This is a genomic window from Azospirillum brasilense, from assembly GCF_001315015.1.
GTDB lineage: Bacteria > Pseudomonadota > Alphaproteobacteria > Azospirillales > Azospirillaceae > Azospirillum > Azospirillum brasilense.
Window position 1 is genome coordinate 719618 of sequence record NZ_CP012914.1, and the last position, 20664, is coordinate 740281.

The window sequence follows — 20664 nt, forward strand, 5'->3', positions numbered from 1 at the left end:
GCATTGGGTTAGGGACCGCATTGACGGACGTCGGGCTGGCGCGTGGCCTGCTGCATCTTCTGCAGCATGTCGGCGCCTGAATTGGGTGACAGCACCTTGCCGCCGGTGGCTTTGGCGATGCACTGGACGGTCGCGCGTCCGCTTTGATCGGAGAGGTCGATCACGTTGACGGTCACGCGCGGCTTGCGCTCCTTGATGGCGCGGGCGACCGCGCAGGGATCGCCATGGCACGTATCGTCGCCGTCGCTGACCACGATGATGGTCGCTTCGGCGTCGCTGGACACGATGTTGCCGGCGCGCTCCAGGCTGCGGGCGAGCGGCGTGCCGCCGGTCGGGGTCAGCCGCTGCACCTCACGCACCAGGGCGTCGCGCTCGGGGGCGGAGTAGAACTTGTCGCGCCGCACGTCGGTGCAGGTGGTGAACTCGACCAGGGCGACCTCGACCGGCTTCGGCAGGCCCCGCACCATGTGCTCGATGGAGCGCCGCGCCAGATCCATCCGGGTCTGCGGGCCGAGATGGCGCTCGTCCATGCTTTTCGAGCCGTCGACGATCAGCACGACCTCCGGCTCGTCGCCGGGGGCGAAGGTGGGATTGCAGCTCTTCGGCTTCGGCTGCGGCTTCGTCTCGGCGGGCGGCGCCTGCACGGACTGCGCCTTCGGCTTCGGTGGGGGCGGCGGGGGCGCGGATGATGCGACGTCGGGCGACGACGGTCCGGGCGCGGGTGCGGCGGGAGGTGGCGACAGCTCCGCCCGTGGCGGCAGGGCCGGCGGGACCGGCTCTGGCGGCTGGACCGCCGGCGGAACCAATGGCGGGATCGGTCCGCACTGCGCCAGCTCCTCCGCACGGGAGCGGTTCAGCTCGGCCAGCCTGGTGCGCAGGGCCTGCTCCTCGCTCTCCAGCGTGGCGAGGGCGTCACCGTTGCCCGCTGGTGAGGCCGGCACGGCTCCGGGGGTCTCGACCGCCACCGGAGGCAACGGCTCGCACGCCCGCAGCAGCAGGAACAGCAGCAACAGCGCCAGCAGCAACGGCAGCAGCCATGTCAGCCAACCCCGGAGCGTCCGCCGGGTCGGTGTGCCCGCGGTGGCGCCGAGCGCCCCGGCTTCGGCGGTCTGCGAAACCGTTGGAGCCGCCGGATGGACGGACCGCGCCCTTGCGGCATCCGTACCCGCCTCCGTGATGGAGGAGGGCGCGCTTGCGCCGCCCGGCCTCGGCGCTCCTCCCTCGGCCTCGTGCCCCCATTGGGTCAGCACGGGCTGGCCGCCAACCTCGTAGAGGTGGGCGCGCGATGGGCCAGGGGTGACCAGAGCCTGTTCCAGAAGCCGGCCCATCCGCTCGTCAGGCTGACCCTCGGCCTTCAGCTTGGCGGCGAGCTGGGCGATGTCCGATTCGATCTGCCGGGCCTGCGCGGCCAGCCGCTCCGCGTCCTCGGCCGGCAGTGTGCTCAGCGAACGGGCGGTCCCGGCCAGCGGCGCATGCCAGTCGATCCGGCCGCCGTCCGGGCTGAGCAGCGGGCGGGCGAAGTAGCGGGCGTGCCGCGGCCCCAGCCGGTTGCCGAGGATGGTCGCCAGTTGCCGGTGCACGGACACCGCCGGTTGCCCATCCAGCCCCAGCCGGCGCACGCCGGATGGGCCCGTGCTGGTGATGCGTGTGCCGGCGGTTTCGGGCGCCGGAGCCGTGGGGGCCTCCGTCCGGGCGGACCACGCTCCTGCGGGATCCCCGGCGGGCGGGGCGTCGGGGGTGGGGCCGGGCGTGGGGCGGCCGGGCGTGGGGCCGGACGGCGCGGTCGCATCGCCCAGTCCCGCCGCTCCCTCGGCCTCGTGCCCCCACAGGGTCAGCACCGGCTGGCCGTCGACCTCGTAGAGATGGGGAAGCGGCTGGCCGGGGGTGACCAGAGCCAGTTCCAGCATGCGGCCCACCAGCTCGGCGGATTGGCCCTCGGCCTTCAGCTTGGTGGCGAGCTGGGCGATGTCCGATTCGATCTGCCGGGCCTGCGCGGCCAGCCGCTCCGCATCCTCGGCCGGCAGCGCGGTCAGCGGACGGGCGGTTCCGGGAAGCGGCGCGTACCAGTCGATCCGGCCGCCGCTGGGGTTGAGCGCCGGGCGGGCGAAGTAGCGGGCGTGCCGGGGACCGAGTCGGTTGCCGAGGATGGTTGCCAGCTGCCGATGCATGGACACCGCGAGTTGTCCATGCAGGCCCAACCGGCGGGTGCCGGAAGAGTCCGTGGTGGTGATCCGTGTATCGGCCATGGCCGCCAACCGCGCAATCTGGGTGAGGCTGTTGTTCTGAAGCGCGAAGTATAGGTCTACATTTCGCACGTTACAAACGAACCTTTGCCTTGCTAATCAATCATGACGCTTGATAAGAAGCGTGGGGAGCGCGGAGGGACGAGGTCATGTCGGAGAGTGTCGCCGGTCGGGAGGCCGGCTCCGGAATACCCGCCCGGCGCTTGTGGCTCGCGACCACGCTGATTCTGCTCATCTTCGTGCTGCTGCTCGCCGCTTACCTGTTGCTCCGCAAGCCGACGGAGGTGACGGTGCCAGCGCCCGTCGCCGCCGTTCCCGCCCCGGATCCGGCGTTCGCGACTCGCGTGCGCCAGCTGGAGGAACTCAACCGCTCCCTGGAGGCCGAGATCGCCCGGCTGGGCCGCGATCCTTCACCGTTGGCCTGCCCTCCGGGAACCGCGCGGCGCGCCGAGGCGGGGCCCCCGCAGACGCCGGCCATCGCCGGTGTCGAGGTTCCGCCCTTGCCGCCCGCCCAGACGAATCCCACAACACCCCCGCCCGTAGCCCCGCCATCCGGCGGCGAGGCGGCGAAGCTGGCGGCACCGGAACTGCTCGGCCTGCTGGAGCGTGCGACCGTTCTGGTGGTGGCGGACGACAGCATCGCCACCGGATTCTTCATCGACGAATCGCGGCTGGTGACCAACCGCCACGCGGTGGAGAGCGCCAAGGATGGGCGGGTCTTCGTGGCGAGCCGCAGCCTGGGGCAGGTCCGGCAGGGTACGGTGATCGGCGCCTCCTCCCAAGGGCCGGTGGGCGCCACCGACTTCGCGCTGGTCCGGCTGGACGGCGGTGCGGCGGCCGGCGTGCTGCCGTTGACCTCCAGCTTCGGGAAGTTGGCCGGGGTCACCGCCGCGGGCTATCCCGGCCTGACCGTGCTGAACGACGAGGGATTCCGCCGGTTGATCGGCGGCGACCCGAGGGCCGCCCCCGACCTGAACGTCACGCAGGGCGCCGTCCAGGCGATCCAGCAGCTTCCCAGCGGCGGCACGGCCATCGTGCACACCGCCTCCATCCTTCAAGGCAATTCGGGGGGGCCGCTGGTGGACGCCTGCGGCCGGGTGATCGGGATGAACACCTTCATCGCGGTGGACAAGCAGCAGTCCGGCCGCATCAGCTTCGCACAGCCGACCGACGATCTGCTCGCCTTTCTGAAGCGGCACGGCGCCGCGCCGACGGTGGACTCGCGCGCCTGCCCCTGACCGGAGGTCACGGTGCGCCGACTATTCCCGATTCCTCGCTCGTTGCCGCGAGGCCAGGATCTGTTCGACGGTGACGGGTCGGAAACTCCACACATCCACGCCCACGTCGAATTGCCGGGGCATGCCCTTCAACTGGCCGTGGCTGTGGCCGTGCAGGTTCAGCGCGCCCTTGTACATGCCGTTCCAGGTGCGGAAGGCGTAATGGCACAGCACCAGCCGCCGCTCGCCCAGCGGAAACTCCGCGTAGGGCTGGACGCTCGCCCAGCCGGGCAGGGCCAGGGTGGCGGGGCCGTCGTTGTTGCCGGTGATCAGGTGCTTGGTGCCGTGCAGGCGCTCCAGAAGCGCCTCCATCGCGTCCGGCTTGCGATGCAGGGCAAAGTCGCCGAGGTGCCAGACCACGTCGTCCGGGCCGACCGTGGCGTTCCAGTTGGCCGCCATGGCCTCGTCCATCTCCGCGACCGAGGCGAAAGGGCGGCGAAAGCGGCTGAGCGCGCCGGTGTGGCCGAAATGCGTGTCGCTGGTGAAGAAGACCGCCATTGAGGGGCCTCAACGCAGCGGCGGCGCTAAGGGTTCCCCGCGCCGCCGTTGACGCCGTCCGTCAATCGTGCTTGTGCCCGTCCGCCGACGGATCGAGCAGCCGGTGCAGGTGCACGATGAAGTAGCGGGTGTGAGCGTCGTCGATGGTCATCCCGGTGGCGCCGCGCCACGCCTTGTAGGCCTCGTCGTAGTTGGGGAAGATGCCCACGATGTGGACCTTCGTCGGGTCGACGAACTGATCGGAATCGGGACGGACGAGTTCACCGCCGAAGACGAGGTGGAGAAGCTGCTTGTCGGGCATGACGCGGGCATCCTTTTTGGGATGGGGTGGGGACGGGGGGTGGGCCGGATTTTTGAGTACGTCATATCCGTCGTCCGCCCGCTTCTTCAAGTGCAATGACAGTGCTTCGCTGCCTCCTTCCCTCACGATTGTCGCTTTTTTTCCGAAATCTGGGCAAAAGGCGCCGCCTTGGGGCATAGTCTAAGGAAGAACAGAAGAAGCGAGGGATGATTCATGGTTGTTGGTAATACCACAAATCGGACGAAGGCCCGGCGCGAGGTGGCGGTCTGGGACTTGCCGACACGCCTGTTTCATTGGAGCCTGGTCCTTTTGGTGACGGTCGCGGTGGTCTCCGCCAAGACCGACCGCATGACCATCCACATGCTGGCGGGGGAGGCGATCCTGGCGCTTCTGCTGTTCCGGCTCGTCTGGGGGCTGATCGGCAGCCAGACCGCGCGCTTCAGCCATTTCGTGAAGGGGCCGCGCGCCGTCCTCGCCTACGCCTGCGGGATGCTCCGCGCCGGGCGCAGCGGCACCGAGCCGGAGCCGATCGTCGGGCACAACCCGATGGGCGGGCTGATGGTGTTGGCGCTGTTGGGGGCGTTGACGCTCCAGGCGGTGGCCGGTCTCTTCACCACCGACGACATCCTGGTGGACGGGCCGCTGGTGGCGCAGGCGTCGGGGGCCGTGGTGGCCGGCTTCAGCACGCTGCACCGCGTCCTGGCCGACGGAATCCTGATCCTGATCGGCGTGCATGTGCTGGCCGTGCTGGCCTATCTGCTGGTCAAGCGGGACAATCTGATCCGCCCGATGGTCACTGGGCGGAAGGCGATCCCGGCGGATGCGCCGGTCGAGTCGCCGAAGCGCCGTCCGGTGGCGCTGGCTCTGGCCGTGCTGGCCGCGGCGGCCGGGCTGGTGGCGGCGGTGGTGCAGGCGGGCTGAGGGGCCTGGTCCCACGGTTCCTTCCCCGCACCCGGCGGGGAAGGCATTCGCGGGCTTGCCGGATCAGTCGGCGCGGTAGTTCTCGTGGCAGGCCTTGCAGGTGCCGCCCACGGCGGCGAATTGCTTGGCAGTGGCGGCCTTGTCGCCGGAGGCGGCAGCGGCTTCCAGTCCCTTGGCGGCGGCCTCGAAAGCCTGGGCCTTGGCGGCGAAATCGGCGTTGTTCGCCCAGATGTCGGCCTTGGCCTTGGTGTCGCCCTTGTCGCTGCCCGCCGGGAACAGGGTCGGGATCTGGGCGCCGAAGGCGCTCATGCGCTGGGCGACCGGGCCGACCTGGGCGACCTTGTCGTTCCCCAGCAGGTCCTTGATCTCGGCCATCGCCTTCTTGTTGGCCTCGAACCCGTCCTTGCGCGCCTTGATCGGATCCTGAGCCATTGCCGTGCCGCCGACGCCGACACCGACGAGGAGCAGGGCGGCCATGGCGGCCAGCGTGACGCGGGTGAGCATGCAGATCCTCCGGATGATGGAATTGATTAGAAAGAGGTAAGATACCCCGTCCGCGGCGCAGGCTGTCAAGCCGGGCCCGTGCGGTGCAGCATCCGGCTTTCGGCCGAACGGTGCGTCCGCCTGCCGGGAAACCGCCCCGCTCGGGGAGTGATCGGCTTGCAAGAGCAATAAGGCGGAAGTAAGGTCCCGCGTCGCGTTCGCGCGGTCATACCAAGTTCTCACCCCAACCTTCCGCCACCTTCGTCATAGGGGCCAGTACGCCATGTCGATCATCGCGTCCCGTCTGTCGCGCATCAAGCCCTCGCCGACCATCGCCGTCACCCAGAAAGCCCGCGAGCTTGCGGCGGCCGGTCGCGACGTCATCGGCCTCGGCGCCGGCGAGCCGGACTTCGACACCCCCGACAACATCAAGGACGCCGCCATCAAGGCCATCCAGGCCGGCGACACCAAGTACACCGCCGTGGACGGCACGCCCGCGCTGAAGAAGGCCATCTGCGCCAAGTTCGAGCGCGAGAACGGCCTGAAGTACGCTCCCGACCAGATCACGGTCGGCGTCGGCGGCAAGCAGGTGCTGTACAACGCCCTGATGGCGACGCTGAACCCCGGCGACGAGGTCATCATCCCGGCCCCCTACTGGGTGTCCTACCCGGACATGGTGGAACTGGCCGAAGGCACGCCGGTCTTCGTCTCCTGCCCGGCCGAGCAGGGCTTCAAGCTGCAGCCCGCCGATCTGGAGAAGGCGATCACGCCGAAGACCAAGTGGCTGATCCTGAACTCCCCGTCCAACCCGTCGGGTGCCGCCTACACGCGCGACGAGATGAAGGCCCTGACCGACGTGCTGGTGAAGCACCCGCAGGTCTGGGTGATGACCGACGACATGTATGAGCACCTGCTCTACGACGGCATCGAGTTCGTGACCCCGGCTCAGGTCGAGCCGGCGCTGTACGACCGCACGCTGACCGTCAACGGCGTGTCGAAGTCCTACGCCATGACCGGCTGGCGCATCGGCTACGCCGGCGGCCCGAAGGCGCTGATCAAGGCGATGGGCGTGATCCAGAGCCAGTCGACCTCCAACCCGACCTCGATCGCCCAGGCCGCCGCCGTCGAGGCGCTGAACGGTCCGCAGGACTTCATCACGGAGCGCGCGGCGGTGTTCGCCCAGCGCCGCGATCTGGTGGTGTCGATGCTGAACCAGGCCAAGGGCATCTCCTGCCCGAAGCCGGAAGGCGCCTTCTACGTCTACCCGTCCTGCGCCGGCACCATCGGCAAGACGACGCCGGATGGCAAGGTGATCGAGACCGACGAGGACTTCGTCACCTACCTGCTGGAGTCGGAAGGTGTTGCGGTCGTCCAGGGTTCGGCCTTCGGCCTCGCCCCGCACTTCCGCATCTCCTACGCGACCAGCACCGAGGCCCTGGAAGAGGCCTGCAAGCGCATCCAACGCGCCTGCGGCAATCTGAAGGACTGATCCCCGGCGCTTGCGACCGGCGGAACAGGAAGAGGGGGCCGGAAGGCCCCCTCTTTTCGTTTGTGTACTGCTGTCTTATACGCCGCGGTCGATGCCCGCGGCCTGCAGGGCCGGCGCGGCGTCCTTGCCCGATACCAGCCGCAGAACCACGGCACCCGCCGTCGCGGACAGGATCGACCCGGCGAAGACGCCCACCTTCACCGCGTCGCCCAGCTCCGGCGAGGTCGGGAAGGCCAGCGCGCCGATGAACAGGCTCATGGTGAAGCCGATGCCGCACAGCAGGGCGACGCCGTAGAGCTGCGCGGTGTTGGCGCCGGCCGGCATGTTCGCGAAGCCCAGCCGGATGGTCAGCCAGGCGGTGCCGAACACCCCCACCATCTTGCCGAGGAACAGGCCGAGCGCGATGCCCAGCGGCAGCGAGCCGGTGAGGATCGAGGCGTCCATCCCGGCGAAGGACACGCCCGCGTTGGCGAAGCCGAAGACCGGGACGATCAAGAAGGCCACCCAGGGGTGGATGCCGTGCTCCAGCCGGAGCAGCGGCGCGTGCGGGTCCGCCGCCGCGCCGGAGGAGGGACGCAACGGGATGGTCAGGGCCAGCGTCACGCCGGCCAGCGTCGCGTGCACGCCGGAGAGCAGGACCGCGCCCCACAGCCCCGCGCCCAGGACCAGATAGGGCAGGAGGGTGCGCACGCCGAACCGGTTCAGCCCGATCAGCGCCGCCAGGAGCAGGGCCGCCACGCCGAGCGCGGGCAGGGACAGGTCGGCGGTGTAGAACAGGGCGATGATGATGACCGCGCCCAGATCGTCGATGATCGCCAAGGCCGTCAGGAAGATCTTGAGCGAGACCGGAACGCGCGGCCCGAGCAGCGACAACACGCCGAGCGCGAAGGCGATGTCGGTCGCCGCCGGAATGGCCCAGCCGTTGACCGTCGCCGGGTTTCCGGCGTTGAAGGCCAGATAGACCAGCGCCGGCACCAGCATGCCGCCCGCCGCAGCGACGCCCGGCAGGATGCGGCACGACCAGGTGGACAGCTGGCCGTCCAGCATCTCCCGCTTGATCTCCAGCCCGACCAGCAGGAAGAAGATTGCCATCAGCCCGTCGTTGATCCAATGGCCGATGCTGAGCCCGAGGACGTAGGTGTGCAGCGTATCGAAATAGGCGGCGGACAGAGGGGAATTCGCCACCACCAGGGCCAGCGCCGCGGCGACCATCAGCAGAATGCCGCCCGACGCCTCGTTGCTCATGAAGTCCCGGATGAAAGCAGCCGGGCGCCGGCCGGCGGGTTGCCTGTGAGCATCCATGGCGCTTGTTTCCTTTTCTGGTTGGCCGGAAGTGCGGGATTGCCGGGAAGTTCGTGAGGGAGCAATTTGTGAAAAGAATGTGGCGTCATGGCGGCTTCGCCATGACGCCAACGCAGGTTTCTTCTCAGCCGCGCAACATCACATGAGGAACTTCGTGATGAGGACGTAGAGCGTCAAGCCGACCAGGCTGATCGTTCCGCCCCAGGCCCAGGCGAACTGGAGCTTGCTCGGCAGCAGATCGCGCTCGAAATCGCTGGTGAAGTTGTCCTTGACCGCCTTGATGGTCAGCCAGAACAGGACCGGCGAGAAGACCAGGGCCATGACCGAGGCGAGCTGGACCACGAAGATCGGCTCGGGCAGGCCGTACACCACCGCGATGCCGGCGACCAGCCACACCACCTGCATGCCGCGGTACAGCAGCTTGCGGATCGCCGCGGTGTCCCAGTCGCGCTTCAGACGGACCACGCATTCCTCGAACAGGCGGGCCTGGCCGTCGAAGTAGGTGAAGACGGTGGAGAACAGCGCGGCCACACCGCCGGCGATGATGACCGGGAAGATCCACGCGCCGAAGGTGTCGGTGTAGATGCTGGCGATGGTCACGCCCATCTCCGAGCCCTTGGGCACCAGACCCTGCGGGTGCAGCACCACGGCGCCGACGATCAGGAAGATCATGCCCGACAGCATCGAGATGATGTAGCTGATGTTCATGTCGCGCTTGAACAGGATCAGGCTGTTCTTCATGTAGTTGGGGTCCATGTGCACGGTGTGCCCCTGGGCCCGCATCTCGTTGACCTTGACCATGCCGGCCTTCTTGTCCACCGCCCAGTTCGACTGCATGGGCGCGACTTCCAGCGTGGTCGGGAAATAGCCGAACATGGCGCCGAACAGCATCATCGACCCGATCGGCGGCAGGGTCGGCAGCAGCCGCGACAGATACTCGCCCGGCGGCGGGGCCTGGAGCGCGAAGGCCACGAAGCAGGACACGGCGAAGACGATGATGAGGATCTTGCAGATGCCCTCGACCGCCTTGTAGCTGCCCATCCACAGGATGCCGACGGTCAGCAGCAGGATGGCCACCGCCCAGAGCTGCATCGACATGAAGGGGAAGGCCGCCCACATCAGCGCCGCACAGCCGAGCGCGCGGCCGGCGATGCCCACGGTGTTGGCGAAGCCCTGGAAGATCATGAACCACAGCGGCCAGGTGCCGACGCGGTGATAGGCGTTGATGATGGATTCGCCCTTCACCATCGTGTAGCGGTGGGCGAATTCGAAGGCGCAGTATTTGATGATGTAGGCGGCCAGAATCACCCACAGCAGATCGTAGCCGTAGAGCGCGCCTGCGGTCGGCGCGTGCATGATGTGGCTGGCGCCAATGCCGGTCATCGCCGCGGCGATGCCGGGTCCCATGGCCTTCCAGGTGTCCATGAAGCCGGTGCCGGGGGCTTCCAAGCGGATGACTTTCTTGGCGCTTCCGTCCGCGGCGGTGCCGCCGTAGAGGCCATCGGCGTCGATGGCCGCACTGTTCGTCGAGCTGACGCTCATTCCCGTTCCTCCCTAGGATTGGCCTGTCGATTGGCGTCGGGCCGTTCGAGAAATTTTTGGCCCGGTTCCGTCCGGCTCCTTTTCCGATCCGTGCTTTGCTGCAGGGGCTGGATTCCTGCACGCCATAGTTTGGTATGCCAAATATCAGCGAGGCGTAGGAAAAAAAATCTGGCGAGGAGGGACGTTTTTCAGACTCAGAAAAAGAATCAAAACTCGGGACTAAAACTGCTGCTACCTATATTGGTTATGATGAATTCGTGATTCATAAAAAGGAATTCATGTTCAATTTGGTTTGTCGCACAGGGCAATGGATGCATCCATATGCTGATCGACTCAGCGAGCTTGGGCCGCACGCTGCGTCGCCTCCCCAAAGGCTGTCCCTGTTGAGTCAGGGGCAGCCTTTTCGCGTCTCAGTACTATGAAGACGGAATTTTTTTTGATATCTTCAGGGATGAAAACTGATGGCGGCGACCGCCAAATCCCGCAGCGGCGTCGGCACGGGAGACGCATCAGCTAGGTTTTTAATCCATAGCCTGCGCGAATTTTAAAGCCGCGCCGCTCAGCGCGAAGAAACCGCACCGATGCGTTGGTTTTCCGCCCTGTGAAAAAAGCGCAGGTCCTGCGGAACGGAAAGCATCTATGCTGAAGGGTAAGGCGAGCGGGAAGCCGTGCAACGCGCGCCGGCCAATCTGTTGTCGGGGCGTTGCCTCAGAGGATTGCGCTGCCCGAAGCCGGCGCACCGACCAGTTTGTGCGGGAGCTTCCATGGTTCTGGAACCGATCTCACTCGCCGTGGCGCTGTGCCTTGCCACCTTCGCCGCGACCGGCATCGCGTCCGTGCTGACCGCGGTGTGGGGAAGCCACCGGGATCCGGGCGCCCTTGTTGCACCCGTGCGACCCTGGGGGCGGCCAGCCAACATGAACCGGCCTCCGCGCGGGACCCGCCGTCATCTGTGGGTTGCGGCGGAAACCTCGGATTGACGCCGTATCGGCGTGACGGCGTCGAACGACAAAAAACGCGCGGATTTGAATGACGCTGGAATCAGAAAGGGCCGCGACTGGATCGCGGCCCTTTCGTCGTCCGGTGTCGTCCGGCTGTCCGCAAGGCATGCTCACAGGACGCCGTACAGACGGGACTTCTCGCACCAGGCTTCCATGAAGGACTTGAAGGCCTGCAGGAAAGTCGAGCCCTTCGTGCCGTTCTGGTTGGCATGCAGATGGGTCACAGTCGCGTAGGTCATGATCGTCTCCGTCGTTCGATGAAGGCACTGTATCTTGGTATACCAAATACCAGAAGCGCAATCGATGCATCGCTTTCTTGCCCTCATCACATGGCGTGTTATGAAAGACTTACGTATTGTTTGTCTCACTGATTTGTTGTTGAGCGGATTTTCTTTCTCCGGTCTTGCGCCCGCAAGACCGCCGCGCGCCGTCCGGCCATGAAAAAGGGGCCGGAGGACGCTCCCCCGGCCCCATGCACCGTCCCATCCGCCAGCTATTGCGCGGCCAGCGTCTCCTTGCGGATCTCCACCGCCTTGTCGGCGGCCTTGCCGGTCAACTCCTGCAGGCGCTCAAAGCTCCAGGTGAAGGTGCCGACGCCGAGCGACAGTGAGCGCAGCTCGACGATCAGGTCGTGCATCTCGGCCTGCGGCAGATAGGCCTTCACCTCGTCCCAGCCCTGCCAGCCGGGGCGCGCGTCGTAGCCGAGGATCTGCCCGCGCCGTCCGCTGACCAGCCGCTGCACCTTCGAGGTGAAGTCGCTGGGCACGGCGATGGAGACGGTCAGGATCGGCTCCAGAAGCACCGGTTCGCAGGCTGGAAGCGCCTCGGTCATCGCCTGCCGCGCCACCGTCTTGAAGGCCATCTCGGAGCTGTCGACGGCGTGGAACTGGCCGCCGGTCAGCTTCACCGCGAAATCCACCACGGGGAAGCCCAGCGGCCCGCGCACCGCGTAGTCGCGCACGCCGGTCTCCACCGCCGGGATGAACTGGCGCGGCACGACGCCGCCGACGATGCCGTCCTCGAACTGGAAGCCGGTGCCGCGGGGCAGCGGCTTGACCTCCACATGGATGTCGGCGAACTGGCCGTGGCCGCCGGTCTGCCGCTTGTAGCGGGCGTGGTGGGCGGTGCCCTTGCGGATCGACTCCCGGTAGGGGACCTGCGGCGGCACGCCCTTGACCGAGACGTTGAACTTGTTGCGCAGCCGGTCCATGGCGATCTGGAGGTGGATGTCACCCTGGCCCCACAGCACCAGTTCGCCGGTGTCGGTGGACTGGTCCAGACGCAGCGACGGGTCCTCCTCGACCAGCTTCTGGATGGCGGCGGTCAGCTTCACCTCGTCGTTGCGGTTCTGGGCGTGCAGGGCGAGGCCGAAGACGGGCGGCGGCAGCTCCGGCCACAGCGGCGACCGGCCGGCGTTGCCCTTGTCCGTCAGCAGGTCGCCGGTCGCCGCCTTGTCGAGCCGGCCGAGCGCCACCACCTCGCCGGCCGCCGCCTGGGACAGCTTCTCCTGATTGTGCCCCATCATGCGGAAGACGCCGGACACCCGCTCCCCGCCGAGCGTCATGCCGTCGCTGACGGTGCCGCGCCAGACCCGGACGAGGCTGATCTTGCCGGCGTGGGAGCCATTCAGCGTCTTGAAGACCTGGGCGGCCACCGTGGCGTCCGCCGGGATGCCGGCGCGCTCCGCCGAGGTGGCGACGTCCGGTCCCTCATGGCGCAGCGCCTTCAGCAGGCGGCGGATGCCGTTGTCGTTCTCCGCCGAGCCGAAGAAGACCGGGACGATCAGGTCGTCGGCCAGCTCGCTGGCCAGCCGGTCGTAGACCTCCTGGGTGTCGGGGGCGACGTCCTCCAGCAGCTTTTCCAGAAGCGCGTCGTCATAGTCGGCCACCGCTTCCAGCATCTCCTGCCGGGCCTCGTGCTCGCGGTCCTTCAGGCTGTCGGGGATCTGGACGAGGTTGGACGGCTTGTGCGGGTTGAAGTGCCAGGCGCGCTCGCTGACCAGATCGACGAAGCCGGTGATCTTCCCCCCCTCGCGGATCGGCACCTCGCGCAGCACCAGCTTGCGCGCCGACACCGCCTGATAGGCCTGCACCACGTCGCGCACCCGCAGGTCGCCCAGGCTGTCCACCTTGTTGATGAACAGCAGGTGGGGGATGCGGTTATCGTCGAGGAACTTGAACAGGGGGGCGAGCAGCACGGCCTTTTCCGGCGCCGCCTCGGCCACGATCACGGCGACGTCCGCCACCATCAGGGCGCTCTGCGTCTCGCAGGCCAGCTCCACCGAGCCGGGGCAGTCGAGCACGCTCCAGCGCTCGCCCAGGAACTCGAAGGAGGCGACGTTGACTTCGACGCTCATCTGCCGGGCCTTGGCCTCGGGGGAGCTGTCGCCGACCGCGTTGCCGTCGCGGACGCTGCCCTTGCGCGTGGTCGCCCCGGCGGCGGACAACAGGCTTTCCAGAAGCGATGTCTTGCCGCTGAGATAGGGGCCGACCAGCGCAGCGCAGCGGGCCGTCTGGATCTGTGTATGGGTCATGCACACCTCCCGTATGGCGTCTTCCCGTGTGGGCATCGGCCGGAACGCCGGGTGGCCTGGGTGGGCCGGGTGGGACGCTGTGGCCGGAATCACCGGCGGCGCGCATGGCCCTGACAGGGTGCCGGACTGGTCCGGTGCTTTAAAAACAGTGCCTTTTCAAGGTTATGGTCCACCCGTGGCGGGGGACCTGTCGATGGAAAAAAGGGGCGGCATGACGTCACGCCGCCCCCGCCGGGGTGTCCTTCCTTAGGGCGGTCCGTCGGCGTAGGGCGCCAGGGCCGCCGCGACCACCCGGTGGACGGGCGTCGGCACCCCCAGCTCCGAGCCGAGCTGCACCACCGCCCCGGACAGCCAGGGCAGCTCCAGCCGCCCGCCCCGCGTCAGGTCGTTCAGCATGGAGGAGGTCATGGCGGGCGGCACACCGTCGAGCAGCGCCTCGACGCGGGCGACGATGCCGGTGCCCAGATCGATGTCGCGGGCGCGGGCCAGCCGGGCGACTTCCGCCACCGCGTCGAGGAACAGGGCGCGGCTTTCCGGAACGCGGCGGATCACCCCGGCGGGCTGGCGGGTCAGGGCGGTGACCCCGCTGAAGGGCGCCAGGAAGGCGAACTTCTCCCACTGCGCGCGCAGGATCGCCGCGGACAGCACCGCCTCGAACCCGGCCGCCTCGGCCAGCGCGTGGAAGGCGGTCAGCCGGGGCGAGGGGCGCCCGTCCAGTTCCCCGTAGGTCAGGCGGGCCAGCGTCCCGGTGTGGCGGATCACGCCGGGGGCGGCGATGGTGGCGCCGATGTGGGCGACGCCGCCCGCCACATGCTCCCGCCCCAGGATCTGGCACAGCGTGTCCATCCCGGTGACGCCGTTCTGCACGGTGACGACCACGGTGCCCGGCTTCACCAGCGGGCGGCAGGCCTCCGCGGCGCGGTCGGTGTCCCACAGCTTGACGGCGAACAGCACGAGGTCGACCGGCCCGACCTCCGCCGGGTCGTCGGTTGCGCGGACGTCGGTCAGATGCAGAGGGGCGGCCTCGCTCTCGATGCGCAGGCCGTCGCGGCGGATGGCTTCCAGATGCCGGCCGCGGGCGATGAAATGCACCTCGGCTCCGTGGGTCGCCGCGAGGCGTGCGCCGAAATAGCCGCCGACCGCGCCCGCCCCCATGATTGCGATGCGCATGCGTTGCTCCTCCCAAATGCGGTCCGGGCCGGCGCGCACCGTTGGATGGAGCCGATCGATCGGCGGAGGCCGGGCGGGCCTTTGGTGCCGGACGCTGGGGACAGTGTGGCCCGCGCGGAACTTTGCGGCAATAGGCCGCAGGATTGCGGATTGCCGGAGGCCGACTTTCTTTCGACAGTGGGCGAACCGATCGGCGCCCTTTTCCGCATGATGTTCCCGCATTGGCCGGTCCGGGGGATTTGCCATGAGCGTCTTCGTCCAAAGGCCGCCGCTCCGCGTCTTGTGGGTTTTGCTGGCCGCCCTTCTGATCGCAGCGCTCCACCCCGCGGGTGCCCGCGCGCAGTCCGGCGATCCGGAGCGGGAGCAGGTCCGCGCCGTCGCGCTGAAGGCGGCGGAGCTGATCGCCACCCGGGGGCTGGAGGCGGCGGCGGCGGCGTTCAACCGCGACGGCGAGTTCAGGCACGGGGCGCTTTACGTCACGGTCATCGACTTCGCCGGGGTGTGGAAGGTCTATCCGCCCCGGCCCGCCGGGGTCGGGGTCAGCGTGATCAACGTGAAGGACCCGGACGGGCGCGACATCGTCCGCGACATCCTGTCGGTGGCGCGGGACTCGGGCGAGGGCTGGGTGGAGTATCGCTGGCTGAACCCCGCCAGCGACCGGATCGAGCCGAAAACCACCTTCGTGAAGCGGGTGCCGGGCCAGGACCTGGTCGCCTATGTCGGGCTGTACCATTGACGCCGCGCGGCCATGTGTCCGGGGCGCCCGATACCGATGCTTGATACGGATGCTGTTGCGGCGCACATCTTGACCCGCACCGGGCGCGCCCAAGCTTGTCGGGGAGGCCTTCACGGCATGCCGGGGCATGCGGGTTGCGCAGGGCTGCTTCTTAGAAAGTTTCTAAAGTAGGGTCTTTACCCGGGGCGCAGCGAGGCGTAGCCTCGATTGCAGCCAAGAATGGAAGACAACCCCACGGAGGATTGAGAAACCATGCAGATCGACATCGGGATCGCGGAAGCCGACCGCAAGGCCATTGCCGAGGGCCTGAACAACGTGCTCGCCGACACCTTCGCCCTGTACCTGAAGACGCATTCCTTCCACTGGAACGTCACGGGGCCGATGTTCAACACGCTCCACACCATGTTCATGACCCAGTACACGGAGCTGTGGACCGCCCTGGACGAGGTGGCGGAGCGCATCCGCGCCCTTGGCTATCCGGCGCCGGGCAGCTTCTCGCAGTTCACCAAGCTCGCCTCGATCAAGGAGGAGCAGGGCGTTCCGAACGCGCAGGAGATGCTGCGCCAGCTCGTCGAGGGGCACGAGGCCGTCGCCCGCACCGCCCGGAAGGTCTTCCCGACCGCCGAGGAGGCCAACGACCAGCCGACCGCCGACCTGCTGACCCAGCGCCTGCAGATCCACGAGAAGACCGCCTGGATGCTGCGCTCCATGCTGGAGTAGTCGGCGCTGAGCGGTTTGTGATTCGACTTGGTGTTTCGACGGGGCGCCGTCCTTCGGGGCGGCGCCCCGTCCTTTTGGGGTCGGACAAAAGAACAGGGGGCGAAACAACAGGGTGGCTGCGCGCGTTCTCCTTGGATGTCCGATGGACGTGAGAGAGGGCGCCATGGCCTCCTACAATTACGACCGGGTGCGGGGAGCGGACCGGGCGGCGACGGGCGGGCAGGATGTCCTGCTGCTGGCCGCAAGGCTGCTGATCGGGGCGATTTTCGTGCAGAGCGGCTTCGGCAAGCTGATGGACCTCGGCGCGTTCGCCGGAAGCCTGGAAGGGCAGGGGCTGCCCATGCCGATGCTGCTGGCCGCGCTGGGCGGGGCGGTGGAGTGCTTCGGCGGGCTGGCCGTGGTGCTGGGGGCCTGGACGCGGCTGGCCGCGGCGGCGGTGGTGCTCTTCACCATCATGGCGACGCTGATCGCCCACCGCTATTGGACCTACCCGCCGGAGGCCCAGGGGATGCAGCGCATCCAGTTCATGAAGAACCTCGCCATCATCGGCGGCTTCCTCGCGCTGATCGCCGCCGGGGCCGGGCGGTTCAGCGTCGACGGGATGATGAACCGGCGCTGACCAACCGGGGCGGGATAAGGGGACCGGTCGCCCGGCCCCCGCCAAAACAGGCTTACCAGTTGCCCGCCGGGCTCGGCTCGCCCTCGTGGTGGGCCAGCCAGCGCTCGGCCTCCAGGGCGGCCATGCAGCCCATGCCGGCGGCGGTGACGGCCTGCCGGTAGATCTTGTCCTTCACGTCACCCGCCGCGAAGACGCCCGGCACGTTGGTGGCCGTCGAGTCGGGGGCGGTGACGATGTAGCCCTCGGAGTCGGTCTCCACCTTGCCCTGGAAGACGGCGGTGGCGGGGACATGGCCGATGGCGACGAAGACGCCGGCCACCGGGATCACCCGCTCCTCGCCCGACTTCACGTTCTTCACGCGCACGCCGGTGACGCCGCGCGGGTTGCCCAGCGAGCCGTCGCCCTCGCCGACGATCTCCTCGACCACGCTGTCCCAGACGACCTCGATCTTGGGGTTGCGGAACAGCCGGTCCTGCATGATCCGCTCGGCGCGGAAGCTGTCGCGGCGGTGGATGACCGTCACCTTGGAGGCGTGGTTGGTGAGGTACAGCGCCTCCTCCACCGCGGAGTTGCCGCCCCCGATGACCGCGATCTCCTTGCCGCGGAAGAAGAAGCCGTCGCAGGTGGCGCAGGCCGACACGCCGAAGCCGCGGTAGATCTCCTCGCTGGAGATGCCCAGCCAGCGGGCCTGCGCGCCGGTCGCGATGATGACGCTGTCGGCGGTGTAGGTGTCGCCCGAGTCGCCCTTGCAGACGAAGGGGCGCTGGCTGAAGTCGACATCGGTGATCAGGTCGAAGACCATCTTGGTCCCGACATGCTCGGCCTGCTTCTGCATCTGCTCCATCAGCCACGGTCCCTGGATGGGGTCGGCGAAGCCGGGATAGTTCTCGACGTCGGTGGTGATCATGAGCTGGCCGCCCGGCTGCATGCCCTGCACCATCAGCGGCTGCAGGTTGGCGCGCGCCGCGTAGATGGCCGCGGTATAGCCGGCAGGACCGGCGCCGATGATGAGAACCTTGGTGTGGTGGGTGCTGGGCATCGCTCTGTCCGTCACGATCTGATCTGATGCGGACCATAGGGCCGCGCCGAACATATGGTCCAGTTCCGACGCGCTGTCATCGGAAAGCCTGCCATGCCGGCCCATCATGGTGACGATGCCTCGCCCCGACCACCCGGGGGACCACCCGGGGAATGCCCCTCAATAATGGACCGGCGCGGCCCCCGTCCGGTTCTTCAGCCAGGCGCCGACGCGGTGACGCCACTGCTCGTGCCAGATGTAGACACTGTTGCGGACCCAGTTCATCTGCACGGCGCGGCGCCGGCCCTCGAAGGAATGGTGCCCGTGCCAGGAGGTGTCGGTGCGGCGGAAGCACAGCAGCGTGCCCTCGTCCGGCGGCACCTCGGCGGCGTAATCCTCCAGGTTCGGGCTGCGCAGCACGCGCAGGCGCCCGCCCGACGCCTCCCAGGGTGGGTTCATGTAGATCAGGACGGTGACGATCTTGCTGGCCGAATCGGGGTGGATCTTCCCGTCGGTCGCCCGGCACATGCCGCGGGCGGTGAACATGGTCGGGTAGCGCGACAGGTCGAGTCCGAACTTCTCCGAGAAGGCCTGGCAGACCGCTTCGCTGCGCAGCTCCTCAATCAGAGCGTCGAAGGCCGGCCCCTGTGGGAAGACGCCGAGCGGAATCGAGCCGGGCTTGTCCACCTTGGGGTAGTCGCGGTGCAGGGCCTCCAGATGCTCCCGCTTCACGAAGCCGGGGACGCAGAGGAAGTCGAACGGCTCGTGCTGCAGCGGGGTGGCGCGGAAGCGGTCCAGATCCAGCATGGTGGTGGGCGTGGACATGGGGCGGTCTCCAGGCGGCAATTCAGGCCACGGCAATTCAGGCGACAGGCGTGTCGGGGAAGGCCAGCTCGTGGCGCGCGCGCCATTCCGGGCCGACGTAATTCACGATGATCGACTTGCGCACGCCGCGGATCGGGCGCGGGGCGAAGCCATGCCACGTGTTCGTTCCGGGAACGAAGACCAATCCCCCGTTGAAGGCGTAGGGCGCGCGGGTGACGACGGTGCGGGTGGCGTCCAGCACGTCGGTGCCCCAGTCGGCGCAGTCCGGCCCCTTGGAGAGATAGATCAGCATCGTGAACTTCTTGACGCCGATGTCCGTGTGCGGCTCCAGCCAGAAGCCGTCGGTGTCCTGGCAATATTCGATGCGCAGCGAGGTGCCGGCCAGAGCGACGCCACAGGTCCGCTCGATCGCCTCCGTCACCGCCCGCCGCTGGAAGGCCGTGGCGACCGCGTCGCAGACGGGATGCTCGGCCCGGCTGCGGGCGCAGAAATAGCTGCGGGTGGCGTTGTTGGTGTCGCGCTTGCCCATGGTGTCGCCGACCGGCGGCGGTGCCCAGGGCAGGGCGGCGATGCCGTCCGCCGCCTCGTCGGGAAGCGCGCGCGACAACAGCCAGTGGCGGTAGGGGGCATCCTTGGTCGGAGCATCGTCCAGGCAGCGGATGAAGGCATCCTGGACCGCGTCAGGCGAAACCATGCGAAAAGATCCAATGCGTCCCAGCGGTAAAAGCGAATTACCACAGGGCGGCACACGCGCTAAATGAATTAGCGTTCATGAACCTTTTGACAGGATTTCTGCCTGAACAGCATAAGCATGCGATAATACGCCGCGGCGTTGCGGAGTGTGGTGCACACCGGATTTCAGGCGCTGTGCTTGGCGCGGTGGGCCAAAAGACGATGGCGCAACTCTTCGGCGACTTGCCGGGTGTCGTCCAACGTTGGGTAGGTCCACTGTTCCAGGGCGCCGGTGAAGGGGCGTGTGATGCCTTCCTTGTAGAGTTCTTCGTGGAAGCTGCGGAACTTGGGCGAGCCGCCTTCCAGCTCGATCACATAGACCGGCTTTCCGGTGGAGCAGGCTTCCGAGGTCATGGACACGCTGTCGCAGGTCACCACCACCGCGTCAGCCAAGCCGAGATAGGCGAAATAAGGGTTCTCCCCCGTGCCGTCCCACACCTCCGCCGGCAGGCCGTTCAGGCGGGCGCGCAGGATCGCCTCGTTGTCGGCGCCGGTGCGGCGCGACGGGGTGACCATCAGCCCGGCCCCCTTGCCGCGGGCCAGTTCCGACAGCTTCTCCGCGACGTCGCCCATAATGGTCGGGGTCAGGGCGTAGACGCCGTTGGTGCCGCCGATCAGCACGGCGACGCGCGGGTGCGGCAGGTCGGCGAGCCGGGGGGCGTGGCGTTGCGCGGCCTCGGTCAGCAGCTTGGGCGTCACGCGGTGCAGGGCGCCGCGGGTGGCCATGACGTTGGGGCCGCGCAGCCGGTCATGCCGGGGCACCACGACGAGGCCGAAATGACGCGGGTTGATCTGCGGGTCCTGGATGTAGACGGTGAATGTCCGCCCGCGCGACTGCTTGCTGGCGGCCAGCAGCGGCGCGATGGCCTGGCGACCCGAGCCGATCATCAGGTCGGGCCAGGGCGCGCGGATGGGGTCGCCCTCCGGCCCGGCGGCGAAGCGGTTGCCCAGCCGCAGGAAGGGGCTGAGCTGACGCCACGGGCTGCGCAGCCGCACGCGCTTCACGACGGGGGTGAGGCCCAGCGCCTCGGCAAGGCCGATGCACTGGTTTTCCATGCCGGGCTTGCCGTCCGACACGACCCAGCAGGTGAGGGAACCGGAAAGGGAGAACTGCATCGTCACACGAGTGGTTTGGGGGTGCGGCTGGTTGTCGCGTCTGGGTGGGCGTCTGGGCTGGATACATCGATAGAAAGTTTTTCCACCAACGCCGATACGGGTTTCTTGCTTGGCGTGGATGGCTGCGCCGTGTAATAT

At 68.0% G+C, this 20664-nt stretch carries 19 protein-coding genes; 6 read left to right on the forward strand and 13 right to left on the reverse strand.

What is annotated here, in order from left to right; all coding sequences use genetic code 11:
* Positions 1 to 8: 8 nt before the first annotated feature.
* Positions 9 to 2246 carry a VWA domain-containing protein gene (locus AMK58_RS03265; protein WP_137165183.1) on the reverse strand — a complete coding sequence of 746 codons (2238 nt, stop codon included), beginning with the start codon at positions 2244 to 2246 and terminating at the stop codon, positions 9 to 11.
* A 146-nt stretch (positions 2247 to 2392) separates the two neighbouring features.
* On the opposite strand from AMK58_RS03265, the gene AMK58_RS03270 reads away from it, so the two are divergent.
* A complete protein-coding gene (locus tag AMK58_RS03270; RefSeq protein WP_079292115.1) occupies positions 2393 to 3481 on the forward strand; it encodes a S1C family serine protease in 1089 nt (362 codons plus the stop codon).
* Between the two features lie 21 nt (positions 3482 to 3502).
* On the opposite strand, the gene AMK58_RS03275 is transcribed toward AMK58_RS03270, so the two are convergent.
* Positions 3503 to 4018, reverse strand: a complete 516-nt coding sequence (locus AMK58_RS03275; protein ID WP_035675611.1) for a metallophosphoesterase family protein — start codon at positions 4016 to 4018, stop codon at positions 3503 to 3505.
* A gap of 61 nt (positions 4019 to 4079) precedes the next feature.
* A complete protein-coding gene (locus tag AMK58_RS03280; protein WP_035675610.1) occupies positions 4080 to 4319 on the reverse strand; it encodes a DUF4170 domain-containing protein in 240 nt (79 codons plus the stop codon).
* Positions 4320 to 4532: 213 nt separating this feature from the next.
* Here AMK58_RS03280 and AMK58_RS03285 point away from each other — a divergent pair, with 213 nt between their 5' ends.
* Positions 4533 to 5240, forward strand: a complete 708-nt coding sequence (locus tag AMK58_RS03285) for a cytochrome b/b6 domain-containing protein (protein WP_035675607.1) — start codon at positions 4533 to 4535, stop codon at positions 5238 to 5240.
* A 63-nt stretch (positions 5241 to 5303) separates the two neighbouring features.
* Here the strand turns inward: AMK58_RS03285 and AMK58_RS03290 are convergent, their stop codons facing one another.
* The gene (locus AMK58_RS03290) at positions 5304 to 5744 is read right to left on the reverse strand and encodes a c-type cytochrome (RefSeq protein ID WP_035675606.1); all 441 of its coding nucleotides are present in this window, start codon (positions 5742 to 5744) and stop codon (positions 5304 to 5306) included.
* Between the two features lie 262 nt (positions 5745 to 6006).
* On the opposite strand from AMK58_RS03290, the gene AMK58_RS03295 reads away from it, so the two are divergent.
* Complete coding sequence (locus AMK58_RS03295) at positions 6007 to 7212, forward strand: pyridoxal phosphate-dependent aminotransferase (RefSeq protein WP_059398622.1); 1206 nt, start codon at positions 6007 to 6009, stop codon at positions 7210 to 7212.
* 75 nt (positions 7213 to 7287) lie between these two features.
* Here the strand turns inward: AMK58_RS03295 and nhaA are convergent, their stop codons facing one another.
* The 5 genes from nhaA to AMK58_RS03315 form a co-directional block, all read right to left on the reverse strand.
* Positions 7288 to 8514 (reverse strand): Na+/H+ antiporter NhaA, encoded by a 1227-nt coding sequence (nhaA, locus tag AMK58_RS03300; RefSeq protein ID WP_035675603.1) that lies wholly within the window; start codon positions 8512 to 8514, stop codon positions 7288 to 7290.
* Between the two features lie 138 nt (positions 8515 to 8652).
* The gene (locus AMK58_RS03305; protein ID WP_079285122.1) at positions 8653 to 10056 is read right to left on the reverse strand and encodes an Nramp family divalent metal transporter; all 1404 of its coding nucleotides are present in this window, start codon (positions 10054 to 10056) and stop codon (positions 8653 to 8655) included.
* Between the two features lie 1111 nt (positions 10057 to 11167).
* A complete protein-coding gene (locus tag AMK58_RS31685) occupies positions 11168 to 11296 on the reverse strand; it encodes a hypothetical protein (RefSeq protein WP_257722158.1) in 129 nt (42 codons plus the stop codon).
* Between the two features lie 254 nt (positions 11297 to 11550).
* Positions 11551 to 13590 (reverse strand): elongation factor G, encoded by a 2040-nt coding sequence (locus AMK58_RS03310; RefSeq protein ID WP_035675599.1) that lies wholly within the window; start codon positions 13588 to 13590, stop codon positions 11551 to 11553.
* Between the two features lie 246 nt (positions 13591 to 13836).
* Entirely contained in the window at positions 13837 to 14760 is a 924-nt protein-coding gene (locus tag AMK58_RS03315; RefSeq protein WP_014241373.1) for a ketopantoate reductase family protein, read from the reverse strand.
* Positions 14761 to 15004: 244 nt separating this feature from the next.
* Between AMK58_RS03315 and AMK58_RS03320 the strand changes: the two genes are divergently transcribed.
* The 3 genes from AMK58_RS03320 to AMK58_RS03330 all read left to right on the forward strand — a co-directional run bounded on the left by AMK58_RS03320 (position 15005) and on the right by AMK58_RS03330 (position 16835).
* Positions 15005 to 15496, forward strand: coding sequence for a cache domain-containing protein (locus tag AMK58_RS03320; RefSeq protein WP_035675598.1), 492 nt, complete (start codon positions 15005 to 15007; stop codon positions 15494 to 15496).
* A 252-nt stretch (positions 15497 to 15748) separates the two neighbouring features.
* Positions 15749 to 16216: a Dps family protein gene (locus tag AMK58_RS03325; protein WP_035675596.1), complete on the forward strand. Its 468-nt coding sequence runs from the start codon at positions 15749 to 15751 to the stop codon at positions 16214 to 16216.
* Positions 16217 to 16358: 142 nt separating this feature from the next.
* Positions 16359 to 16835, forward strand: a complete 477-nt coding sequence (locus AMK58_RS03330) for a DoxX family protein (protein WP_236778165.1) — start codon at positions 16359 to 16361, stop codon at positions 16833 to 16835.
* Between the two features lie 52 nt (positions 16836 to 16887).
* Here AMK58_RS03330 and trxB read toward each other — a convergent pair whose 3' ends face one another.
* The 4 genes from trxB to AMK58_RS03350 form a co-directional block, all read right to left on the reverse strand.
* Positions 16888 to 17874, reverse strand: coding sequence for a thioredoxin-disulfide reductase (gene trxB, locus AMK58_RS03335; protein ID WP_035675595.1), 987 nt, complete (start codon positions 17872 to 17874; stop codon positions 16888 to 16890).
* A gap of 159 nt (positions 17875 to 18033) precedes the next feature.
* The gene (locus AMK58_RS03340) at positions 18034 to 18678 is read right to left on the reverse strand and encodes a 2OG-Fe(II) oxygenase (RefSeq protein ID WP_035675594.1); all 645 of its coding nucleotides are present in this window, start codon (positions 18676 to 18678) and stop codon (positions 18034 to 18036) included.
* A gap of 37 nt (positions 18679 to 18715) precedes the next feature.
* The gene (locus tag AMK58_RS03345) at positions 18716 to 19372 is read right to left on the reverse strand and encodes a 2OG-Fe(II) oxygenase (protein ID WP_035675591.1); all 657 of its coding nucleotides are present in this window, start codon (positions 19370 to 19372) and stop codon (positions 18716 to 18718) included.
* A gap of 164 nt (positions 19373 to 19536) precedes the next feature.
* Positions 19537 to 20526, reverse strand: coding sequence for a mitochondrial fission ELM1 family protein (locus AMK58_RS03350; protein ID WP_035675589.1), 990 nt, complete (start codon positions 20524 to 20526; stop codon positions 19537 to 19539).
* Positions 20527 to 20664 lie beyond the last annotated feature (138 nt).

What these genes read in the sequence shown, in the direction of transcription:
- AMK58_RS03325 (WP_035675596.1), top strand. Translation starts at nt 15,749, where the DNA reads ATGCAGATCGACATCGGGATCGCGGAAGCCGACCGCAAGGCCATTGCC.
- AMK58_RS03350 (WP_035675589.1), bottom strand. Translation starts at nt 20,526, where the DNA reads ATGCAGTTCTCCCTTTCCGGTTCCCTCACCTGCTGGGTCGTGTCGGAC.
- AMK58_RS03345 (WP_035675591.1), bottom strand. Translation starts at nt 19,372, where the DNA reads ATGGTTTCGCCTGACGCGGTCCAGGATGCCTTCATCCGCTGCCTGGAC.
- trxB (WP_035675595.1), bottom strand. Translation starts at nt 17,874, where the DNA reads ATGCCCAGCACCCACCACACCAAGGTTCTCATCATCGGCGCCGGTCCT.
- AMK58_RS03310 (WP_035675599.1), bottom strand. Translation starts at nt 13,590, where the DNA reads ATGACCCATACACAGATCCAGACGGCCCGCTGCGCTGCGCTGGTCGGC.
- AMK58_RS03330 (WP_236778165.1), top strand. Translation starts at nt 16,359, where the DNA reads ATGGACGTGAGAGAGGGCGCCATGGCCTCCTACAATTACGACCGGGTG.
- AMK58_RS03280 (WP_035675610.1), bottom strand. Translation starts at nt 4,319, where the DNA reads ATGCCCGACAAGCAGCTTCTCCACCTCGTCTTCGGCGGTGAACTCGTC.
- AMK58_RS03265 (WP_137165183.1), bottom strand. Translation starts at nt 2,246, where the DNA reads ATGGCCGATACACGGATCACCACCACGGACTCTTCCGGCACCCGCCGG.
- AMK58_RS03295 (WP_059398622.1), top strand. Translation starts at nt 6,007, where the DNA reads ATGTCGATCATCGCGTCCCGTCTGTCGCGCATCAAGCCCTCGCCGACC.
- nhaA (WP_035675603.1), bottom strand. Translation starts at nt 8,514, where the DNA reads ATGGATGCTCACAGGCAACCCGCCGGCCGGCGCCCGGCTGCTTTCATC.
- AMK58_RS03275 (WP_035675611.1), bottom strand. Translation starts at nt 4,018, where the DNA reads ATGGCGGTCTTCTTCACCAGCGACACGCATTTCGGCCACACCGGCGCG.
- AMK58_RS03340 (WP_035675594.1), bottom strand. Translation starts at nt 18,678, where the DNA reads ATGTCCACGCCCACCACCATGCTGGATCTGGACCGCTTCCGCGCCACC.
- AMK58_RS03315 (WP_014241373.1), bottom strand. Translation starts at nt 14,760, where the DNA reads ATGCGCATCGCAATCATGGGGGCGGGCGCGGTCGGCGGCTATTTCGGC.
- AMK58_RS03290 (WP_035675606.1), bottom strand. Translation starts at nt 5,744, where the DNA reads ATGCTCACCCGCGTCACGCTGGCCGCCATGGCCGCCCTGCTCCTCGTC.
- AMK58_RS03270 (WP_079292115.1), top strand. Translation starts at nt 2,393, where the DNA reads ATGTCGGAGAGTGTCGCCGGTCGGGAGGCCGGCTCCGGAATACCCGCC.
- AMK58_RS03285 (WP_035675607.1), top strand. Translation starts at nt 4,533, where the DNA reads ATGGTTGTTGGTAATACCACAAATCGGACGAAGGCCCGGCGCGAGGTG.
- AMK58_RS03305 (WP_079285122.1), bottom strand. Translation starts at nt 10,056, where the DNA reads ATGAGCGTCAGCTCGACGAACAGTGCGGCCATCGACGCCGATGGCCTC.
- AMK58_RS03320 (WP_035675598.1), top strand. Translation starts at nt 15,005, where the DNA reads ATGAGCGTCTTCGTCCAAAGGCCGCCGCTCCGCGTCTTGTGGGTTTTG.
- AMK58_RS31685 (WP_257722158.1), bottom strand. Translation starts at nt 11,296, where the DNA reads ATGACCTACGCGACTGTGACCCATCTGCATGCCAACCAGAACGGCACG.